The organism is Variovorax sp. P4_B11, from assembly GCF_056402355.1.
This window is the reverse complement of record NZ_JBFUHO010000046.1, coordinates 44,698-59,310: the sequence shown is the minus strand read 5'-3', so window position 1 is coordinate 59,310 and position 14,613 is coordinate 44,698. Positions and strand designations below refer to the sequence as shown.

Below are 14,613 nucleotides of genomic sequence, written 5' to 3'. Positions count from 1 at the left end.
GTCAGATCCGCGCCAGCGCCTGCGCCAGATCTTCCCGCAGATCCTCCACCGCCTCGACACCCACCGACAGCCGCACCAGCGTGTCGCCGATGCCGAGCCTTGCACGGGTCTCGGCCGGGATCGTGGCGTGGGTCATGATCGCCGGATGCTCGATCAGGCTCTCCACGCCGCCGAGGCTCTCGGCCAGGGAGAAGATCTTCACCGCCTCGAGGAAGCGGCGGGCGCCGGCCAGGTCGCCGTGCAGGTCGAGCGAGATCATGCCGCCGAAGCCGCCCGTCATCTGGCGGCGCGCGAGCGCATGCTGCGGATGCGACGCCAGGCCCGGGTAGTGGACCCGCTTGACCTGCGCCTGCCCCTCCAGCCATCGCGCGAGCGCGGCGGCATTGGCGCAATGCCGCTCCATGCGCAACGCCAGCGTCTTGACGCCGCGCAGCGCCAGGAAGCTGTCGAAGGGGCTGGCGATGGCGCCGACCGCGTTCTGCAGGAACCCGAGCCGCTCGCGCAGGGCCTCGTGCCGCGGTTCGCGGCCAACGATCGCGACGCCGCCGATCACGTCGGAATGTCCGTTGAGGTACTTGGTGGTCGAATGCACCACGACGTCGAAGCCGAACTCCAGCGGCCGCTGCACGAAAGGGCTGGCGAAGGTGTTGTCGGCCACGCTGATGATGCCGCGCGCGCGGCACAACGCGGCCAGCGCTTCGAGGTCGGCCAGTCCCAGCAGCGGATTGCTGGGGGTCTCGACCCACAGCAGCCGGGTGTCGGGCCGCAGCGCCGCGGCCACCTGGTCGACCTTGCCGAGGTCGGTGTAGCTGAAGCGATGGCCGGCGCTGCGTTGTCGAACCTTGTCGAACAGCCGGAAGGTGCCGCCATAGATGTCGTCGCCCGAGACGATRTGGGAACCCGCATCGACCAGCTCCAGCGTGGTCGAGATGGCGGCCAGCCCGGAAGCGAACGCAAACGCCTGCGAACCGCCCTCGAGATCGGCCACGCAGCGTTCGAACGCGAAGCGCGTCGGATTGTGCGAGCGGCCGTAGTCATAGCCCTGGTGCACCCCCGGGCTCTGCTGCACATAGGTCGACGTGGCATAGATGGGCGGCATGATCGCCCCGGTGCTCGGGTCGGGCGTCTGGCCGGCATGGATCACCCGGCTGGCAAATCTCAGATGTCTGGTGTCGTCGGGATCGCGGCTCATTTCAGTTTTCTTCTCCAGTGGTTCAGCAGGTCGATGCGGGTGATCAGGCCATGAAAGCCGGCGGCGTCGGCCACCATSGCCACGTGGCCGCGGTCGAGCACCGCCTCGAGCTGCGCGATGCTGGCGCCCGGTGGCAGGGTCTGCACCCTGTCGGTCATGGCGGTCTCGACCTGCCAGCCGAAGCGAGCCGCATCCGCGTGCACCTCGCGCAGCAGATCGGATTCGTCGAGCACGCCGACCAGCCCACCGTCCCGCAGCACCGGCAGTTGCGACACCTCGGCCAGCTGCATGCGCTGGAACGCCGTCAACAGGGTGTCGTCCGGGCCGACGCTGACCACGCTGCCTTCCTCGACCCGGCGCGAAATCAGGTCGCGCAGATCGCCGTAGTGCTTGCGCGCCAGCAGGCCGTGATCGAGCATCCACTGGTCGTTGTAGACCTTCGACAGGTAGCGGGTGCCGGTATCGCAGACGAAGCTCACGACACGCCGCGGCACCGTCTGCGCGCGGCAGTAGCGCAGCGCGGCCGCCAGCAGCGTGCCGGTGGACGAGCCCCCCAGGATGCCCTCGGCACGCAGCAGCTCGCGCGCGGTGCCGAAGCTTTCCTCGTCATCGATCGAATAAGCCTGCGCGACGCCCGAGAGGTCGGCGATGGCCGGGATGAAGTCCTCGCCGATGCCCTCCACYGCCCACGAGCCCGCCTTGCCGATCTTGCCGCTGCGCGTGTATTCGGCGACCACGGAGCCGRCCGGGTCGGCCAGCACGAACTGCAGCGCGGGCTGCACCCGGCGAAAGTAGCGGGTCAGCCCGGTGATGGTGCCGGCGGAGCCGACGCCGACCACGATGGCGTCCAGGTCGTGGCCRGCCTGTTCCCAGATCTCGGGCCCCGTGCCCTGCTCATGTGCCAGCGGATTGGCCGGGTTGTTGAACTGGTCGGCGAAGAAGGCGCCCGGTATCTCCGCGGCGACCCGCGCCGCATAGTCCTGGTAGTAGGCAGGATCGCCCTTGCCGACGTCGGAGCGCGTGATGCGCACGTCGGCGCCGAGCGCCTTCAGGTGCAGCACCTTCTCGGTCGACATCTTGTCGGGTACCACCAGCACCACGCCATAGCCCTTGGCCCGCGCCACCAGCGCCAGGCCCAGTCCGGTATTGCCCGCGGTGGCTTCGACCACCGTGCCGCCAGGCTTCAGGCGGCCATCGCGCTCGGCGGCCTCGATCATGGCCAGGCCCACGCGGTCCTTGATCGAGCCGCCGGGATTCTGCGACTCCAGCTTGAGGAACAGCGTGCATGGACCGGTGTCCATGCGCGTCACCTGCAACAGCGGCGTGTTGCCGATCAGGTCGAGCACGGCAGGGTTGCGCATCTCGGAAGTCCGGAGGGAGGACCGGATCATAGGCCGCTTCGCCGCGGCTCGCAGGGCGCACTCGACGCGACCCCGCAGTTCCGCCACACCTCGGCATCGGCTTCGACGACTCCTTCGCTCCATCCCAGTTCGGGCGCGATCCGGCGGCGGAAGTCTTCGAGGATCTGCACGTAGTCGTCATGCGCGAAGGCGTACGGAAGCTCCAGGCGCAGCTCGCTGACCAATGGCAGGACCGGATCCAGACGCAACCGCTCGAGGATCTCGTCCGACGTGCCGACCAGGTCGAGCGGATAGAGCGTGCGCCGGTCTCCTTGCGGATACAGCGTGCGTGCAGCGCGGCCAGCCGCGAATTCGCGATAGCGCCTGCGCGTCGCGGCATCCGCATGATCCAGCGGAACGATGACGCGTCCCATCGCCACGCGCGCTCCGTGCGGCCCGGCATGAAACGAGCGGAAGCGCTCGACATGGCTCGTCTGGGCCTGATGGAAATCGTCGGTGGCCTCGCCCTGCACCACGTTGCCGACCAGCAGGTTCAAGCCGTTGCGACCGGCCCACTCGGCCGATCGCAACGAACCGCCGCCGTACCAGAGTCTTTCGGTCAGGCCCTGCGCATGCGGCTGTAGTCGAGGCCGCTGGCGCCAGCCGGCCGATTCGATGAAGGTCTCGGCTTCGCCGATCGCTTCGCTCTTCAGATTGTCTCGAAGCCGCACGATGCGTGCATGCGAGAAATCGACGCCGCGCGGATCGCCATCCTGGAAGCGCTCGCCCAGCAGGGCACCATGCAGCGGCGGGCCGGCGCTCAGGCCCACTTCCAGCCGGCCGCGCGAGAGCACGTCGACGGTGGCCAGGTCCTCGGCGAGCCGGAACGGGTTTTCATAGCCCATCTGGATCACCGCGGCGCCGAGCTCGATGCGTCCAGCGCGCGCTGGGTCGCAGCTGCGAGAAAGGTCGCCGCTGACGACACCGCGCGCTCGAGATGGCGCTGCCGCACCCAGGCACCGTCGAAGCCGAGACCCTCGGCGATTGAGAACAACGAGAGGGTCGACTCGAGCCCGGTGGCCGGATCGTCTTCGGCGTAGTTGCCGGGCGTCAGGAACGCGATGTGTCGAATGGCCACGGATCAGAACTTGGGCAGCCCGGGTGGATTGGTCTCGGCCTTGGGCAGCGCCTCTTCGCCAAGACTCCAGCGGTCGAGGGCGCGGGTATAGGTTCCGTTGCGGATCAGTCCATTGGCCGCGGCCGTGAGTGCGGCCGCCAGGCCACTGCCCTTGCGGGTGGCGATGGCGACGTCCGACTTCTGCGGCCAACCGGCGTTGACGGTGCCCACCGCACGGATCTTGCCGTCTTTGGCCGCGGCGTAGGCCTGCGGCGCATTGGGATTGAAATTGGCATCGACGCGGCCCGTGACGACCGCCAGGATGCGGGCCACATCGTCGTCGTAATACTGCAACTCGATCGGCTTGAGGCCCGCGGCCACGTTCTGCTTGTTCCACTCGATCAGGATGCGTTCCTGGTTGGTGCCCGAACCGGTACTGATCTTCAGTCCCGCCGCATCCTTCGGCAGGCGGATCGACTTGATCGGGCTGTCGGCCTTGACATAGAAGCCGTGCAAGCCGAGCCGGTAGGTCGAGAAGTCGAACTTCTCCTTGCGCTCCTCGGTCACACCCACGTTGGAGATGACCGCGTCGTACTTGCCGGAGACCAGCCCCAGCGGCCAGTCGGCCCAGGCAATGGGCTGGAGATCGAGCTTGAGGCCGAGCGCGTCGGCGATGAGCTGGGCGAAATCCGGATCGAAGCCGACCGGTGTCTTGGCATCCGTGGCGTAGGCGGCGATGGGCGGCCCGAACGGGGCGATCGCCGCCGTCAGCACGCCCTCCTTCACGAACTTGAAGCCCTTCGGTATGGCCTTGATGGCTTCGGCGTCGCGGTCCGCGCGCAGGCGGCCGCGCTGCTCGGGAGTGAAGTCGAAGACGTCCGCAGCGGTGGCGGGTCCGATGGCAAACACCGAGGCAAGCAGGAAGGCGCCGAAGGCGCCAGCAAGAGTCTTGAACTTCATGGAATGAATGGGGATGTCTTCTCAGTTCTTGGGCAGGCCGGGGGGATTGGTGCGTGACACCTGGATCGCTTCCGAATCCAGGTTCCACCGCCCCAGCGCCTTGCCATAGTTGCCGTTCTTGATCTGGGCATTGAGCGCGGTGGTGACGGCTTCGGCGAGGCCGGACCCCTTGCGCGAGGTGACCGCGATCTCGGCCGTCTGCGGCCAGCCGCCCGAGAAGGTACCGACCAGCCGGGTCTTGCCGTCCCGCGCCTCGTAGGCCGCGATGGCATTGGGCGCCAGGTAAGCATCGGCGCGGCCGGATTGCAGCGCGAGGCGCAGCACCACGTCGTCGTCGTAGTACTGGATCTCGACGGGCCTCAGGCCAGCGGCGACATTCTGTTCGTTCCAGCGCAGCAGGATCTGCTCCTGGTTCGTGCCGGCCTGCACGATGACCTTCAGGCCCGCGATGTCCTTCGGCTCCTTGATGCTCGCGATCCTGCTGTCCGACTTCACATAGATGCCGAGCTGGTCGTTGCGGTAGGTGGAGAAGTCGAACTTCTCCTTGCGCTCCTCGGTCACGGTGACGTTCGAGACGACGACGTCGAACTTGCCCGACTGCAGGCCGAGCGGCCAGTCGGCCCAGGCGGTGTTCACCAGTTCGAGCTTGAGCCCGAGACTGTCGGCCACCAGCTGCGCGATGTCCGGCGCATTGCCGACCGGGGTGCGCGTGTCGTTGCCGTAGACCGCGAACGGCAGGCGGCTTGCCGTGGTGCCGACCGTCAGCACGCCCTCCTTCACCCACTTGAAGTCCTTGGGCAGCAGCCGGACCGCAACGTCCACCTTTTGCGCGCGGGGGCGCCCCGGCTGCTCCGGGCTGAGGTCGACGGCCTGAGCGAGGGCGGTGCACGGCAGGGCCGTGACCACGGCCAGGCTCCACAGGGTGGACAGCATTCTTCTTCGGAGTTTCATCTTGGGTTTCAGTTGAAGCGCCAGGCGCTGGGTGATTGAGAGGAAGCGGTCGAAATGAAGAAGGTCAAGGGCTCAGAGAACCTTGGCCAGAAACTCGGCCGTGCGCGGGTGGCGCGGTGCGTTGAACACCTGCTGCGGCGTGCCCGCTTCGAGGATGCGTCCCTGTTCCATGAAGATGATGGTGTCCGCCACCTCCCGCGCGAAGCCGATCTCGTGCGTCACGATGATCAAGGTCGTGCCGGATCGCGCGAGCTCCTTGATCACGGACAGGACTTCGCCCACCAGCTCCGGGTCAAGCGCCGAAGTCGGCTCGTCGAACAGCAGGACCTTGGGTCGCAACGCCAGCGCACGCGCGATGGCCACACGCTGCTGCTGGCCGCCCGACAGCTGGCGCGGGTAGGCGTCGATCTTGTCGCTCAGGCCGACCCGCGCGAGCAGTTCCGCCGCGAGCCGCTCGGCCTCAGCGCGCGCGAGTCGCCGCACCGCGATAGGTGCTTCCACCAGGTTCTGCAACACCGTCAGGTGCGGGAACAGATTGAAGCTCTGGAACACCATGCCGACGTCCGCGCGACGGCGCAGGATGTCCTTCTCGTGCAGTTCGTGCAGCGTGTCGGCTTCGCGGCGGTAGCCGATCAGCTCGCCGTCGATGGCGATGAAGCCGGCGTCCAACCGTTCCAGGTGATTGATCGCGCGCAGCAAGGTCGACTTGCCCGAGCCCGACTGCCCGAGCACCACGGCCACGCTCCCGGAGGGCACGGTGAAGCTGAGATCGTCGAGCACCTTCAACGCGCCGAAGCTCTTCGAGACGCCGTGCAGCGTGACCTCGCCGCCGCGCACGCGCTGTTCGGTCCAGGGCGGCACCACGACCGGCTCCGCCAGCGTCGTCGCCGGCACGCTTCGGGGCGCTTCGCCGCCGGGCGGTGCGGCCGCAGCAGTGCGCGCGGGCCGGAGCCTGCGAAGCACCACGGCGACCAGGTCGCGCGACGGATGCCGCAGCGCGCCCTTGGAGAAGTGCCGCTCCACGTAGTGCTGGATCACGGACAGCACGGTGAGGATGATCAGGTACCAGACCGTGGCCACCATCAGCAGAGGTATCACCTCGAGGTTGCGGCGATAGATGATCTGGATCGTGTAGAACAACTCCGGCAGCGCGAGGATGTACACGTTCGAGGTGCCCTTGGCCAGGCCGATGATGTCGTTGAAGGCGGTGGGCAGGATGGTGCGCATCGCTTGCGGCAGCACGATGCGAAACGCCTGGCGACGACGCGACAGGCCGAGCGCGGCGGCCGCTTCAAGCTGTCCCTGGTCGACCGACAGGATCCCGCCGCGCACCACCTCGGAGGCGAACGCGGCCTGGTTGAGCGTCAGGCCGATCAGGGCCGCCGCGAACGGGCTGATCAGCTGCGTCGTCGGGTAAGAAAAGAAGGTCCAGCCGGTGAACGGCACCCCGAGCGTCACGGTCTCGTACAGGTAGCCGAGGTTGTTGATGATCAGCAGCAGCACGATCACCGGGATCGAGCGGAAGATCCAGACATAGACCCACGACAGACCGGCCAGCAGCGGCGAGCGCGAGACGCGCGCCAGCGCCAAGGCGGTGCCGAAGAAAAAACCGAGCAGCGCGCCGAGCGCGGTCAGCAGCAGCGTGCGGCCCAGACCCACCAGCACCGGCTCGGCCAGGAACCATTCGGCAAAGACATCCCAGCCCCAGCGCGGGTTGGTGAAGATCGACTGGAGGACGACCGCGATCACCAGCAACGCGAACAACGTGCCCGCGGTGCGCGCCGGATAGCGCGCAGGTACCACGCGCAAGCGCGCGTAGTCGCCGTCTTCAGCCCGCACCGCGCTCGCGAATGGCGGTGCCTTGGGCGGGCCGGCCGGCTGGCGGACGCCTTCCAGCGCAATGCGGGTGCTCATTGCCGCACGTCCGCTTCCAGCGCGGCCTGCCGACGGCGTTGCGCCGGCATCACCAGGCGTTTTTCGAATGGCAGTTTTCGCGGCGTCTGCGGATCGGGCACCTCGTCGAAGAGCGCCGTGTAGCCATGCGCGCGGTAAAGCCCCACGGCTTCCGGTTGGCGGAAGCCGGTGGTGAGATAGATGCGCGCGTAGCCTTGACGGCGTGCCTGCAGCTCGAGTTCGAGCAAGACCTTGGCGGCCAGCCCCTGCCGCCGACAATCGCGCTGCGTCCACATCCGCTTGAGTTCCGCTGTCCGTTCGTCATGCCGCATGAAGGCGCCGCCCGCGATGGCGACGCCAGCGCGCAACAACAGCAGGAAGTTCCCGTGGGGCGGCGCGAACACCTCCGGCGTGAATCGGTCCATCTCGCGTGGCAGGCCAGGCTCCCTGAGCACGTCGCCGTAGCGGCTGTCGTACTCGACGGTCAGCTCGTCGATCAGGGGCTTCGCGCGCGGATCGCGCAGTGTGGTGTAGACAAGCTGTTCGCTCATGCGACTGGTTCCTCGGCAAGCCCGGAAGGCGGAGCCACTGCGGCGGTGTCGCTCGACATCAGGCCGCCTCGTTCGCCAGCGTTGGGTCGATGCTCGCGGCGGCGTAGCGACTCGCCTTGCGCGGCAGGCCCACGTGGTCGCGCAGCGTCCGCCCGGTGAGCGTGCGCTGGAAGCGTCCGCGTGCTTCCAGCACCGGGATGACGAAGGTGATGAAATCGTCCAGTCCCTGCCCGAGCACCGGAAATCCGAGGATGAAACCATCGGCGGCGCCCTCGTCGACCCAACGGATGATCTCGTCGGCAACGCGCTCGCCACTGCCCACGAACTGGGTCCTGGGTGTCGCCAATTCCAGGGCCACTTCACGCAATGTGCTGCCCTTCGCCTTGGCCTGCGCCTTGATGCGGTCCGTGGTCGAGCGGAAGCTGTTGCGGCCGATCTCGCCGAGCTCGGGGAACGGCGCATCCAGCGGGTACTGGCTAAAGTCGTGGTGATCGAAGAAGCGCCCGAGAAAGGCCAGCGCCTCCTCGACCGTCAGGAGCGCGCGAATCGCGAGGTACTTGGCTTCGGCTTCGGCGTCAGTCGCTGCCACCACCGGGCCGATCCCCGGAAAAATCTTCACGTCGGCGGCCTGGCGGCCTTGCGCCACCGCACTCGCCTTCACCTGGCGCAGGAAGCCGCGCGTCTCCTCCAGCGAAGGCGAGTGGGTGAACACCGCATCGGCGTACTTGCCCGCCAGCCCGATGCCTGCGTCGGACGCACCGGCCTGGAAGATCACCGGCTGGCCTTGCGGCGAGCGCGCGATATTGAGCGGGCCCGCCACCTCGAAGAAGCGGCCCTTGTGATCGAGCGCATGCAGCTTGTCGCGGCGAAAGAACTGCCCCGTCTCGCGGTCGCGCGGAAAGGCATCGTCATCCCAGCTGTCCCACAGCCCCTGTGTGACGCGTAGGTACTCGTCGGCGATCTCGTAGCGCAGCGAATGCTCGGGATGGGTGCGGCTGTAGTTCTTGGCGCTGCCTTCGAGCGGCGTGGTCACCACGTTCCAGCCGGCCCGTCCGCCGCTGATCAGGTCGAGCGATGCGAATTGCCGCGCCACCGTGAAGGGATCACTGTAGGAGGTGGAGACCGTTCCCGCCAGACCGATCCTGGAAGTCAGCGCTGCGAGGGCCGACAGGATCGAGATCGGCTCGAAGCGGTTGAGAAAATGCGGGATCGACTTGTCGTTGATGTACAGGCCGTCGGCGACGAAGGCGAAGGCGATGCCGTTTTCCTCTGCCTTGCGCGCGGTCCGCACGTAGAAGTCGAGATTGACGCTCGCGTCGGCCGGTCCGCCCGGATGCTTCCAGCTGTTCATGTGGCTGCCGGCGCCCTGCAACATGACGCCGAAGGTGATGGGTTGGGTCATCGAAGAAATCGTTCGTGAGGTTGTTCAGGCCAAGGCGGGCTCGTAGGCGCCCGCCAGCAACTGGATCGCGAAGAGGCGATGGGCGAAGCTGGCGACGGGAATATCGAGAATGAATTCGGCGATCCCGTGACGCTCGCTGAGTTCGTCGAGCTCCGCGCGCACGTCGGCCGCTGTGCCGGCGATCACGTGCGGCGAACGTTCTTCGGTCCGGTAGTCGCTGAAGCCCGCCTGGCGCGCATATTCGGCCGCGCCCTCGAGGCTCGGCAGGTTGACGCTCTGGCCCGATGGCAACTGGACCTTGAAGCTGCGCATCGACCCGACGCGCGCCTGGGCCTCCTCGCGCGTGTCGGCCACGAAGGCGAAGAGCGCAAGCCGCGGCGCGCGGCCGCTGGCCGCCCTGTACACCTCGACAGATTCGGCGAGATTGGCGGGATCGCCGTTGAAGTGGCCGGCGTAGACAAAGTCCCAGCCCAGACGCGCTGCGAGCGCGGCACTGTCCGGACTGCCGCCCAGCAGGATGCGATCCGGCACCCCCACTGAAACGGGCGAGACGATCGCTTCGGCCAATCGATGTCCGGCGGGCAAGGTGCCTCGCAGCAGCCCGTCGAGTTCGGCCAGGCGGACGGCAAAGTCGGGCTTGGCCTGCGGATCATGCAGCCATTGCAAGGCCCGGGTCGTGAGCGGCAAGCCCCCGGGCGCCTTGCCCACGCCAAGGTCCACCCGTCCCGGCGCCAGTGCCGACAGCACGCGGAATGTCTCCGCCACCTTGAACGGGCTGTAGTGCTGCAGCATGACGCCGCCCGTGCCGACGCGAATGCGCGAAGTTTGCGCCAGGATGTGCGCGACCAGCACCTCAGGCGCCGATCCGGCGTAGCCGCGGTTGCCGGGGTGCTCTGCGAGCCAGAAGCGCCGATAGCCGAGTTGCTCGGCACTTTGGGCCAGCGCGATCGTGGCGGCGAAGGCCTCGGTCGCGCCCAGGCCTTCGGGGATGAGGCTCTTGTCGAGCAGGGACAACGAATAGGACAAGGTGACTCGTGCCGGATGCACGCGTGAAGGAGTGCTCGAATTCTGTTGTCGGTGACGCCCGGGACCTTGCGCTGATTTCTTCTATCAATATCTGGTCTGACACCCGTAGCCCCCGAGGACGCCGCGAGCAGCCGATCGGCCAGCGTCCGACGCAAAAGCCGACGACGCCTTTCGTCCATGGATATCGCCCGACGGTTTTCGCATGAGCACATGCCGAAAGCTTCGTGGTCAAACGGAGCGAGCCCGCATACCCTGCATGAACCGCCTCCACCTTCGTGCATTCGCACACCGACAGACTCGAAAGGACGATCAATGAGAATCCTCGTGGTGGGCGCCGGCGCCCTCGGCGGCTACTTCGGCGGCAGGCTGCTGCAGGCCGGGCAAGACGTGACCTTTCTGCTGCGCCCGCGGCGCGCCGCACAGCTCGCGACGGGCGGCCTGGCCATCCACAGCCCGGCGGGCAACGCACACCTTCCGTCGCCTCCCGCCGTGCTCGCGCACCAGCTCAAGTCGCCCTATGACCTGGTCATCGTTGGCTGCAAGGCATACGACCTCGAAGGAACGATCGCTGCGTTCGCGCCTGCGGTCGGGCCCGAGACCGCGATCCTGCCGCTGCTCAACGGGCTGCGCCACCTGGATCGACTGACCGAACGCTTCGGCTACCGGAGGGTGCTGGGCGGCCTCGGCATGATCTCCGCCGCGCTCGACGAGACCGGTGGGGTCTTGCACCTCGGCCGGGACCACACCCTCGCCTTTGGGGAACTCGACGGCGAGCGCAGCCCGCGCATCGAAGCCATCGCGGCCGCGTTCGCCTCGGCGAACTTCGACAGCCGGCCGACCGACACGATCCTGCAATCCATGTGGGAGAAATGGGTGCATATCGCGACGCTGGCCGGTACCACCAGCCTGATGCGCGCGAGCGTGGGCGACATCGTGCAGGCCGGGGCGCAGCACGTTGCCCTCGAGCTGCTGAACGAATGCAGCCGTATCGCCGCGCACAACGGCTTCCCGCCCAGTCCGGAGGCCTTGGGCAGGACCCGCGCCACGGTCACCGCGCCGGGCTCGGCCTTGACCGCTTCGCTGCTGAAGGACATCGAGCGCGGCGCCCCGACCGAGGGCGATCACATACTCGGCGATTTCCTGCGCCGTGGACGCTGGTCAACCGCCGACACGGTCCTTCTACCGCTGGCCTATGCGCAGTTGCGCAGCTACGAAGCCCGGCGATCGCGTGAGACCGCCGATGCCGATCCCGTTCAACGGCTCGTCGCCTGAGGCCGAGCCGGCGCACAGCGCTCGGGCTACCGTTGCTGTCCCCACTTGCGGACCGTGAGTCGCTCGAGCGTCGCGAAGCCGAGGCTCTCGACCGCCAGGCCGATCAGCACCACCAGCGCGAGCCCTGCGAAGACGCGGTCGGTGTAGAGCTCGTTGCGATTCTGGAAGATGTACCAGCCGAGGCCGCCCTTGCCCGACGAGGCGCCGAACACGAGTTCGGCGGCGATCAGCGTGCGCCAGGCAAAGGCCCAGCCGATCTTCAGGCCCGAGAGGATCGCCGGCAGCGCGGCCGGCACCAGGATCTGCAACACGTAGCGCAGGCCCTTGAGTCCGTAGTTGCGGCCGGCCATGCGCAGCGTCTCGGGAACACCCTGGAAGCCCGCGTAGGTGTTGAGGGCCAGCGGCCACAGCACCGAATGGATCAGCACGAAGACCAGGCTGCCACGCCCGAGGCCGAACCACAGCAGCGCCAGCGGCAGCAGCGCGATCGCGGGCAGCGGATTGAACATCGAGGTCAGCGTGCCCAGCAGGTCGCGGCCGATCTGCGTCGACACCGCGAGCGTGGTCAGGCCGAAGGCCAGCAGCACGCCGGCAACGTAGCCCTGCAGCAGCACGGCCAGCGAAATGCGCACCTTCTCGAGCAGCTCGCCGCTTGCGAGCCCCTCGACCAGCGCACGTGCAGTCGCCGAGAACGTCGGCAGCAGCAGGTCGTTGTCCTGCCAGCGCGCGGCCACTTCCCAGATCACGGCGAGCACGATCAGGATCACGCTCTTGCGCAGCCAGCCCTGGGCCCAGAGGCGCGTGGCCAACGGCAGCGAGCGTTCGAGCGGCAGCGCGGTGAAGGGCTCGAGCCGGCGCTCGTATTCGGGCCGCACCGGCGGATCGATGACATAGCTCATTGCCATACCTTCGTGCTTCGCACTGCGGTGCGAGCTTGCTTGGGGCGGCCCGGCGCTGCGCTCATGCGGCCAATCCCTCTGCAAGCGGCTCTTCGAACAGCAGCCGGTGAATGCGCTGCGCCGCGGTCTGGAACTCCGCGCCGCCCTGGCTCTCGAGCGTGAACCCGTGGCTGTTGATCTCGGCGCGCATGCGGCCCGGGTGCGGCGACAGCAACGCGATCCGGTTTCCGACCACGAGCGCCTCTTCGATCGAATGCGTGACGAAGAGCAGCGTGAAGCGCACCTCGGCCCACAGCGCAAGCAGCTCTTCCTGCATCTTGCGGCGCGTGAGCGCGTCGAGCGCGGCAAAGGGCTCGTCCATGAGCAACACGCGTGGCTGCATCGCCAGCGCGCGGGCGATCGCCACGCGCTGCTTCATGCCGCCCGAGAGCTGGTGCGGGTGCACGTCGGCGAAGGGCGCGAGGCCGACCTTGTCGAGGTAGTGCATCGCGCGCTCTGCGGCTTCCTTCCTGCCGAGCAGGCGCGAAGCCAGCAGCGGGAACATCACGTTCTGCTTGACGGTCTTCCATGGCGGGAGCTGGTCGAACTCCTGGAACACGACGATGCGGTCGGGCCCCGGCGCGGCGACGGCCCGGCCGTCGAGCCGGATCTCGCCCTCCACCGGCGCAATGAAGCCGCCGATCGCCTTGAGCAGGGTCGACTTGCCGCAACCCGAAGGGCCGAGCAGCACGAAGCGGTCGGCCTCGTGGAGGTCGAAGCTCACGCGGTGGGTGGCTCGCACCACTCGCTCGGGGGTACGGTATTCGAGGCTGACGCCGTCGACCTGCAGCAGCGCAGCGGGGTTCGGCGTCAGTGCCGGGATGCGCGGCAATCCGTCGCTTGCGATCGCGTGCGCCAGGTCGCGTTCCGCCACGGCGTCCACGCTGCGCCAGAAGGCCGACCCAGCGACGCGGGGTGCATGAAGAACGGGCGAGGCCATCACGATCCCGGCTGCGCGTACGCTTCTTCGAAGAAGTAGTCCTTCACCGAACTCGGCTTGTTCTTGATGGCGCCCACGCGGTGCATGAACTCGGCCAGGGCATAGGTGTTCTGCGGCGTGGTCTTGAACTGGACCTGCGGGTTCTTGATGATCTTCAGCAGCAGTTCGCGATCGATCTTCGCGTTGCCGACCTTGATGTAGATGTCGGCGGCCTTCTCCGGGTTGGCGGTGACGAAGGCAGCGGCTTCGTTCAATGCATCGACGAATGCCTTGTAGGTCTTGGGGCTCTCCCTGCGGAACTTCTCGGTCGCGTAGAGGACGGTGGCCGAGGCTGGCCCGCCCATGACCTGGTAGGAGTCGAGAACGATGTGCGCCTGCGGGTTGCCGGCCAGCTCCTGTTCCTGGAACGGCGGGTTGCCGAAGTGGGCGCTGATCTCGGTGCCGCCCTTGATGATGGCCGCCGCGGCGTCCGGATGCGGAACGGCAACGCTGAGCTTGTCGAGCCGGGCATAGTCCTTGTCGCCCCATAACTTGGCCGAGGCGAACTGCAGCACGCGCGACTGAACCGAAACGCCGACGGCTGGAACCGCGATGCGATCCCTGTCCGTGAAATCGGCGATGGTCTTCACCGCGGGGTTGTTGCTCACGAGGTAGTACGGGAAGTTGCCGAGCGACGCCACGCCCTTGACGTTCTGCTTGCCCTTGGTGCGATCCCAGATCGTGAGCAGCGGGCCCACGCCGGCGCCGGCGATCTCGATGTTCCCGGAGAGCAGCGCATCGTTGACGGCGGAGCCGCCCGAGAGCTTGACCCATTCGACCTTGGCGTCGATGCCCTCCGCCTTGGCATGCTTCTCGATCAGCTTCTGCTCCTGCGCGACGTTGAGCAGCAGGTAGACGATGCCGAACTGCTCGGCGATGCGGATCTGTCCCTCGGCGTGCGCGGCGAGGTTGCCGGCCAGCAAGCCCAGCCCGACGGCCAGTGCCGCGGCCTTGCGTGCGATGTGATTCATGAATGCGATGTCCTTCGGGAG

General features: G+C 67.5%; 12 protein-coding genes and 1 pseudogene. 1 reads left to right on the top strand and 12 read right to left on the bottom strand.

Annotation, left to right across the window (positions count from 1 at the left end):
- Position 1: 1 nt before the first annotated feature.
- The 9 genes and pseudogenes from AC1DYD_RS30155 to AC1DYD_RS30115 form a co-directional block, all read right to left on the bottom strand.
- Complete coding sequence (locus AC1DYD_RS30155; protein ID WP_478176417.1) at positions 2–1,192, bottom strand: trans-sulfuration enzyme family protein; 1,191 nt, start codon at positions 1,190–1,192, stop codon at positions 2–4.
- Complete coding sequence (locus tag AC1DYD_RS30150; protein WP_478176416.1) at positions 1,189–2,553, bottom strand: pyridoxal-phosphate dependent enzyme; 1,365 nt, start codon at positions 2,551–2,553, stop codon at positions 1,189–1,191. The genes AC1DYD_RS30155 and AC1DYD_RS30150 overlap by 4 nt, the downstream gene beginning before the upstream one ends.
- A 26-nt stretch (positions 2,554–2,579) precedes the next feature.
- Positions 2,580–3,670: pseudogene (locus AC1DYD_RS30145) on the bottom strand (LLM class flavin-dependent oxidoreductase).
- Positions 3,671–3,673: 3 nt separating this feature from the next.
- The gene (locus AC1DYD_RS30140) at positions 3,674–4,609 is read right to left on the bottom strand and encodes an ABC transporter substrate-binding protein (RefSeq protein ID WP_478176415.1); all 936 of its coding nucleotides are present in this window, start codon (positions 4,607–4,609) and stop codon (positions 3,674–3,676) included.
- A 21-nt stretch (positions 4,610–4,630) separates the two neighbouring features.
- Positions 4,631–5,560 (bottom strand): ABC transporter substrate-binding protein, encoded by a 930-nt coding sequence (locus tag AC1DYD_RS30135; RefSeq protein ID WP_478176414.1) that lies wholly within the window; start codon positions 5,558–5,560, stop codon positions 4,631–4,633.
- A 72-nt stretch (positions 5,561–5,632) separates the two neighbouring features.
- Positions 5,633–7,474 (bottom strand): amino acid ABC transporter permease/ATP-binding protein, encoded by a 1,842-nt coding sequence (locus AC1DYD_RS30130; protein ID WP_478176413.1) that lies wholly within the window; start codon positions 7,472–7,474, stop codon positions 5,633–5,635.
- Positions 7,471–8,004, bottom strand: coding sequence for a GNAT family N-acetyltransferase (locus AC1DYD_RS30125; protein WP_478176412.1), 534 nt, complete (start codon positions 8,002–8,004; stop codon positions 7,471–7,473). The genes AC1DYD_RS30130 and AC1DYD_RS30125 overlap by 4 nt, the downstream gene beginning before the upstream one ends.
- Before the next feature lie 58 nt (positions 8,005–8,062).
- A complete protein-coding gene (locus tag AC1DYD_RS30120; protein WP_478176411.1) occupies positions 8,063–9,406 on the bottom strand; it encodes an LLM class flavin-dependent oxidoreductase in 1,344 nt (447 codons plus the stop codon).
- A 24-nt stretch (positions 9,407–9,430) separates the two neighbouring features.
- The gene (locus AC1DYD_RS30115; protein WP_478176410.1) at positions 9,431–10,432 is read right to left on the bottom strand and encodes an LLM class flavin-dependent oxidoreductase; all 1,002 of its coding nucleotides are present in this window, start codon (positions 10,430–10,432) and stop codon (positions 9,431–9,433) included.
- Positions 10,433–10,744: 312 nt separating this feature from the next.
- Here AC1DYD_RS30115 and panE point away from each other — a divergent pair, with 312 nt between their 5' ends.
- Entirely contained in the window at positions 10,745–11,704 is a 960-nt protein-coding gene (panE, locus tag AC1DYD_RS30110; protein ID WP_478176409.1) for a 2-dehydropantoate 2-reductase, read from the top strand.
- A gap of 26 nt (positions 11,705–11,730) precedes the next feature.
- On the opposite strand, the gene AC1DYD_RS30105 is transcribed toward panE, so the two are convergent.
- The 3 genes from AC1DYD_RS30105 to AC1DYD_RS30095 form a co-directional block, all read right to left on the bottom strand.
- Positions 11,731–12,603, bottom strand: a complete 873-nt coding sequence (locus tag AC1DYD_RS30105; RefSeq protein WP_478176408.1) for an ABC transporter permease — start codon at positions 12,601–12,603, stop codon at positions 11,731–11,733.
- 61 nt (positions 12,604–12,664) lie between these two features.
- A complete protein-coding gene (locus tag AC1DYD_RS30100) occupies positions 12,665–13,582 on the bottom strand; it encodes an ABC transporter ATP-binding protein (RefSeq protein WP_478176422.1) in 918 nt (305 codons plus the stop codon).
- On the bottom strand, positions 13,582–14,592 hold the full coding sequence (locus tag AC1DYD_RS30095; protein WP_478176407.1) for an ABC transporter substrate-binding protein: 1,011 nt from the start codon (positions 14,590–14,592) through the stop codon (positions 13,582–13,584). The genes AC1DYD_RS30100 and AC1DYD_RS30095 overlap by 1 nt, the downstream gene beginning before the upstream one ends.
- Between the last annotated feature and the right edge of the window lie 21 nt (positions 14,593–14,613).

Excerpts from the sequence above, each read along its gene's own strand:
- AC1DYD_RS30130 (WP_478176413.1), bottom strand. The coding sequence starts at position 7,474 with ATGAGCACCCGCATTGCGCTGGAAGGCGTCCGCCAGCCGGCCGGCCCG.
- panE (WP_478176409.1), top strand. The coding sequence starts at position 10,745 with ATGAGAATCCTCGTGGTGGGCGCCGGCGCCCTCGGCGGCTACTTCGGC.
- AC1DYD_RS30105 (WP_478176408.1), bottom strand. The coding sequence starts at position 12,603 with ATGAGCTATGTCATCGATCCGCCGGTGCGGCCCGAATACGAGCGCCGG.
- AC1DYD_RS30120 (WP_478176411.1), bottom strand. The coding sequence starts at position 9,406 with ATGACCCAACCCATCACCTTCGGCGTCATGTTGCAGGGCGCCGGCAGC.
- AC1DYD_RS30095 (WP_478176407.1), bottom strand. The coding sequence starts at position 14,592 with ATGAATCACATCGCACGCAAGGCCGCGGCACTGGCCGTCGGGCTGGGC.
- AC1DYD_RS30100 (WP_478176422.1), bottom strand. The coding sequence starts at position 13,582 with ATGGCCTCGCCCGTTCTTCATGCACCCCGCGTCGCTGGGTCGGCCTTC.
- AC1DYD_RS30140 (WP_478176415.1), bottom strand. The coding sequence starts at position 4,609 with ATGAAGTTCAAGACTCTTGCTGGCGCCTTCGGCGCCTTCCTGCTTGCC.
- AC1DYD_RS30125 (WP_478176412.1), bottom strand. The coding sequence starts at position 8,004 with ATGAGCGAACAGCTTGTCTACACCACACTGCGCGATCCGCGCGCGAAG.
- AC1DYD_RS30135 (WP_478176414.1), bottom strand. The coding sequence starts at position 5,560 with ATGAAACTCCGAAGAAGAATGCTGTCCACCCTGTGGAGCCTGGCCGTG.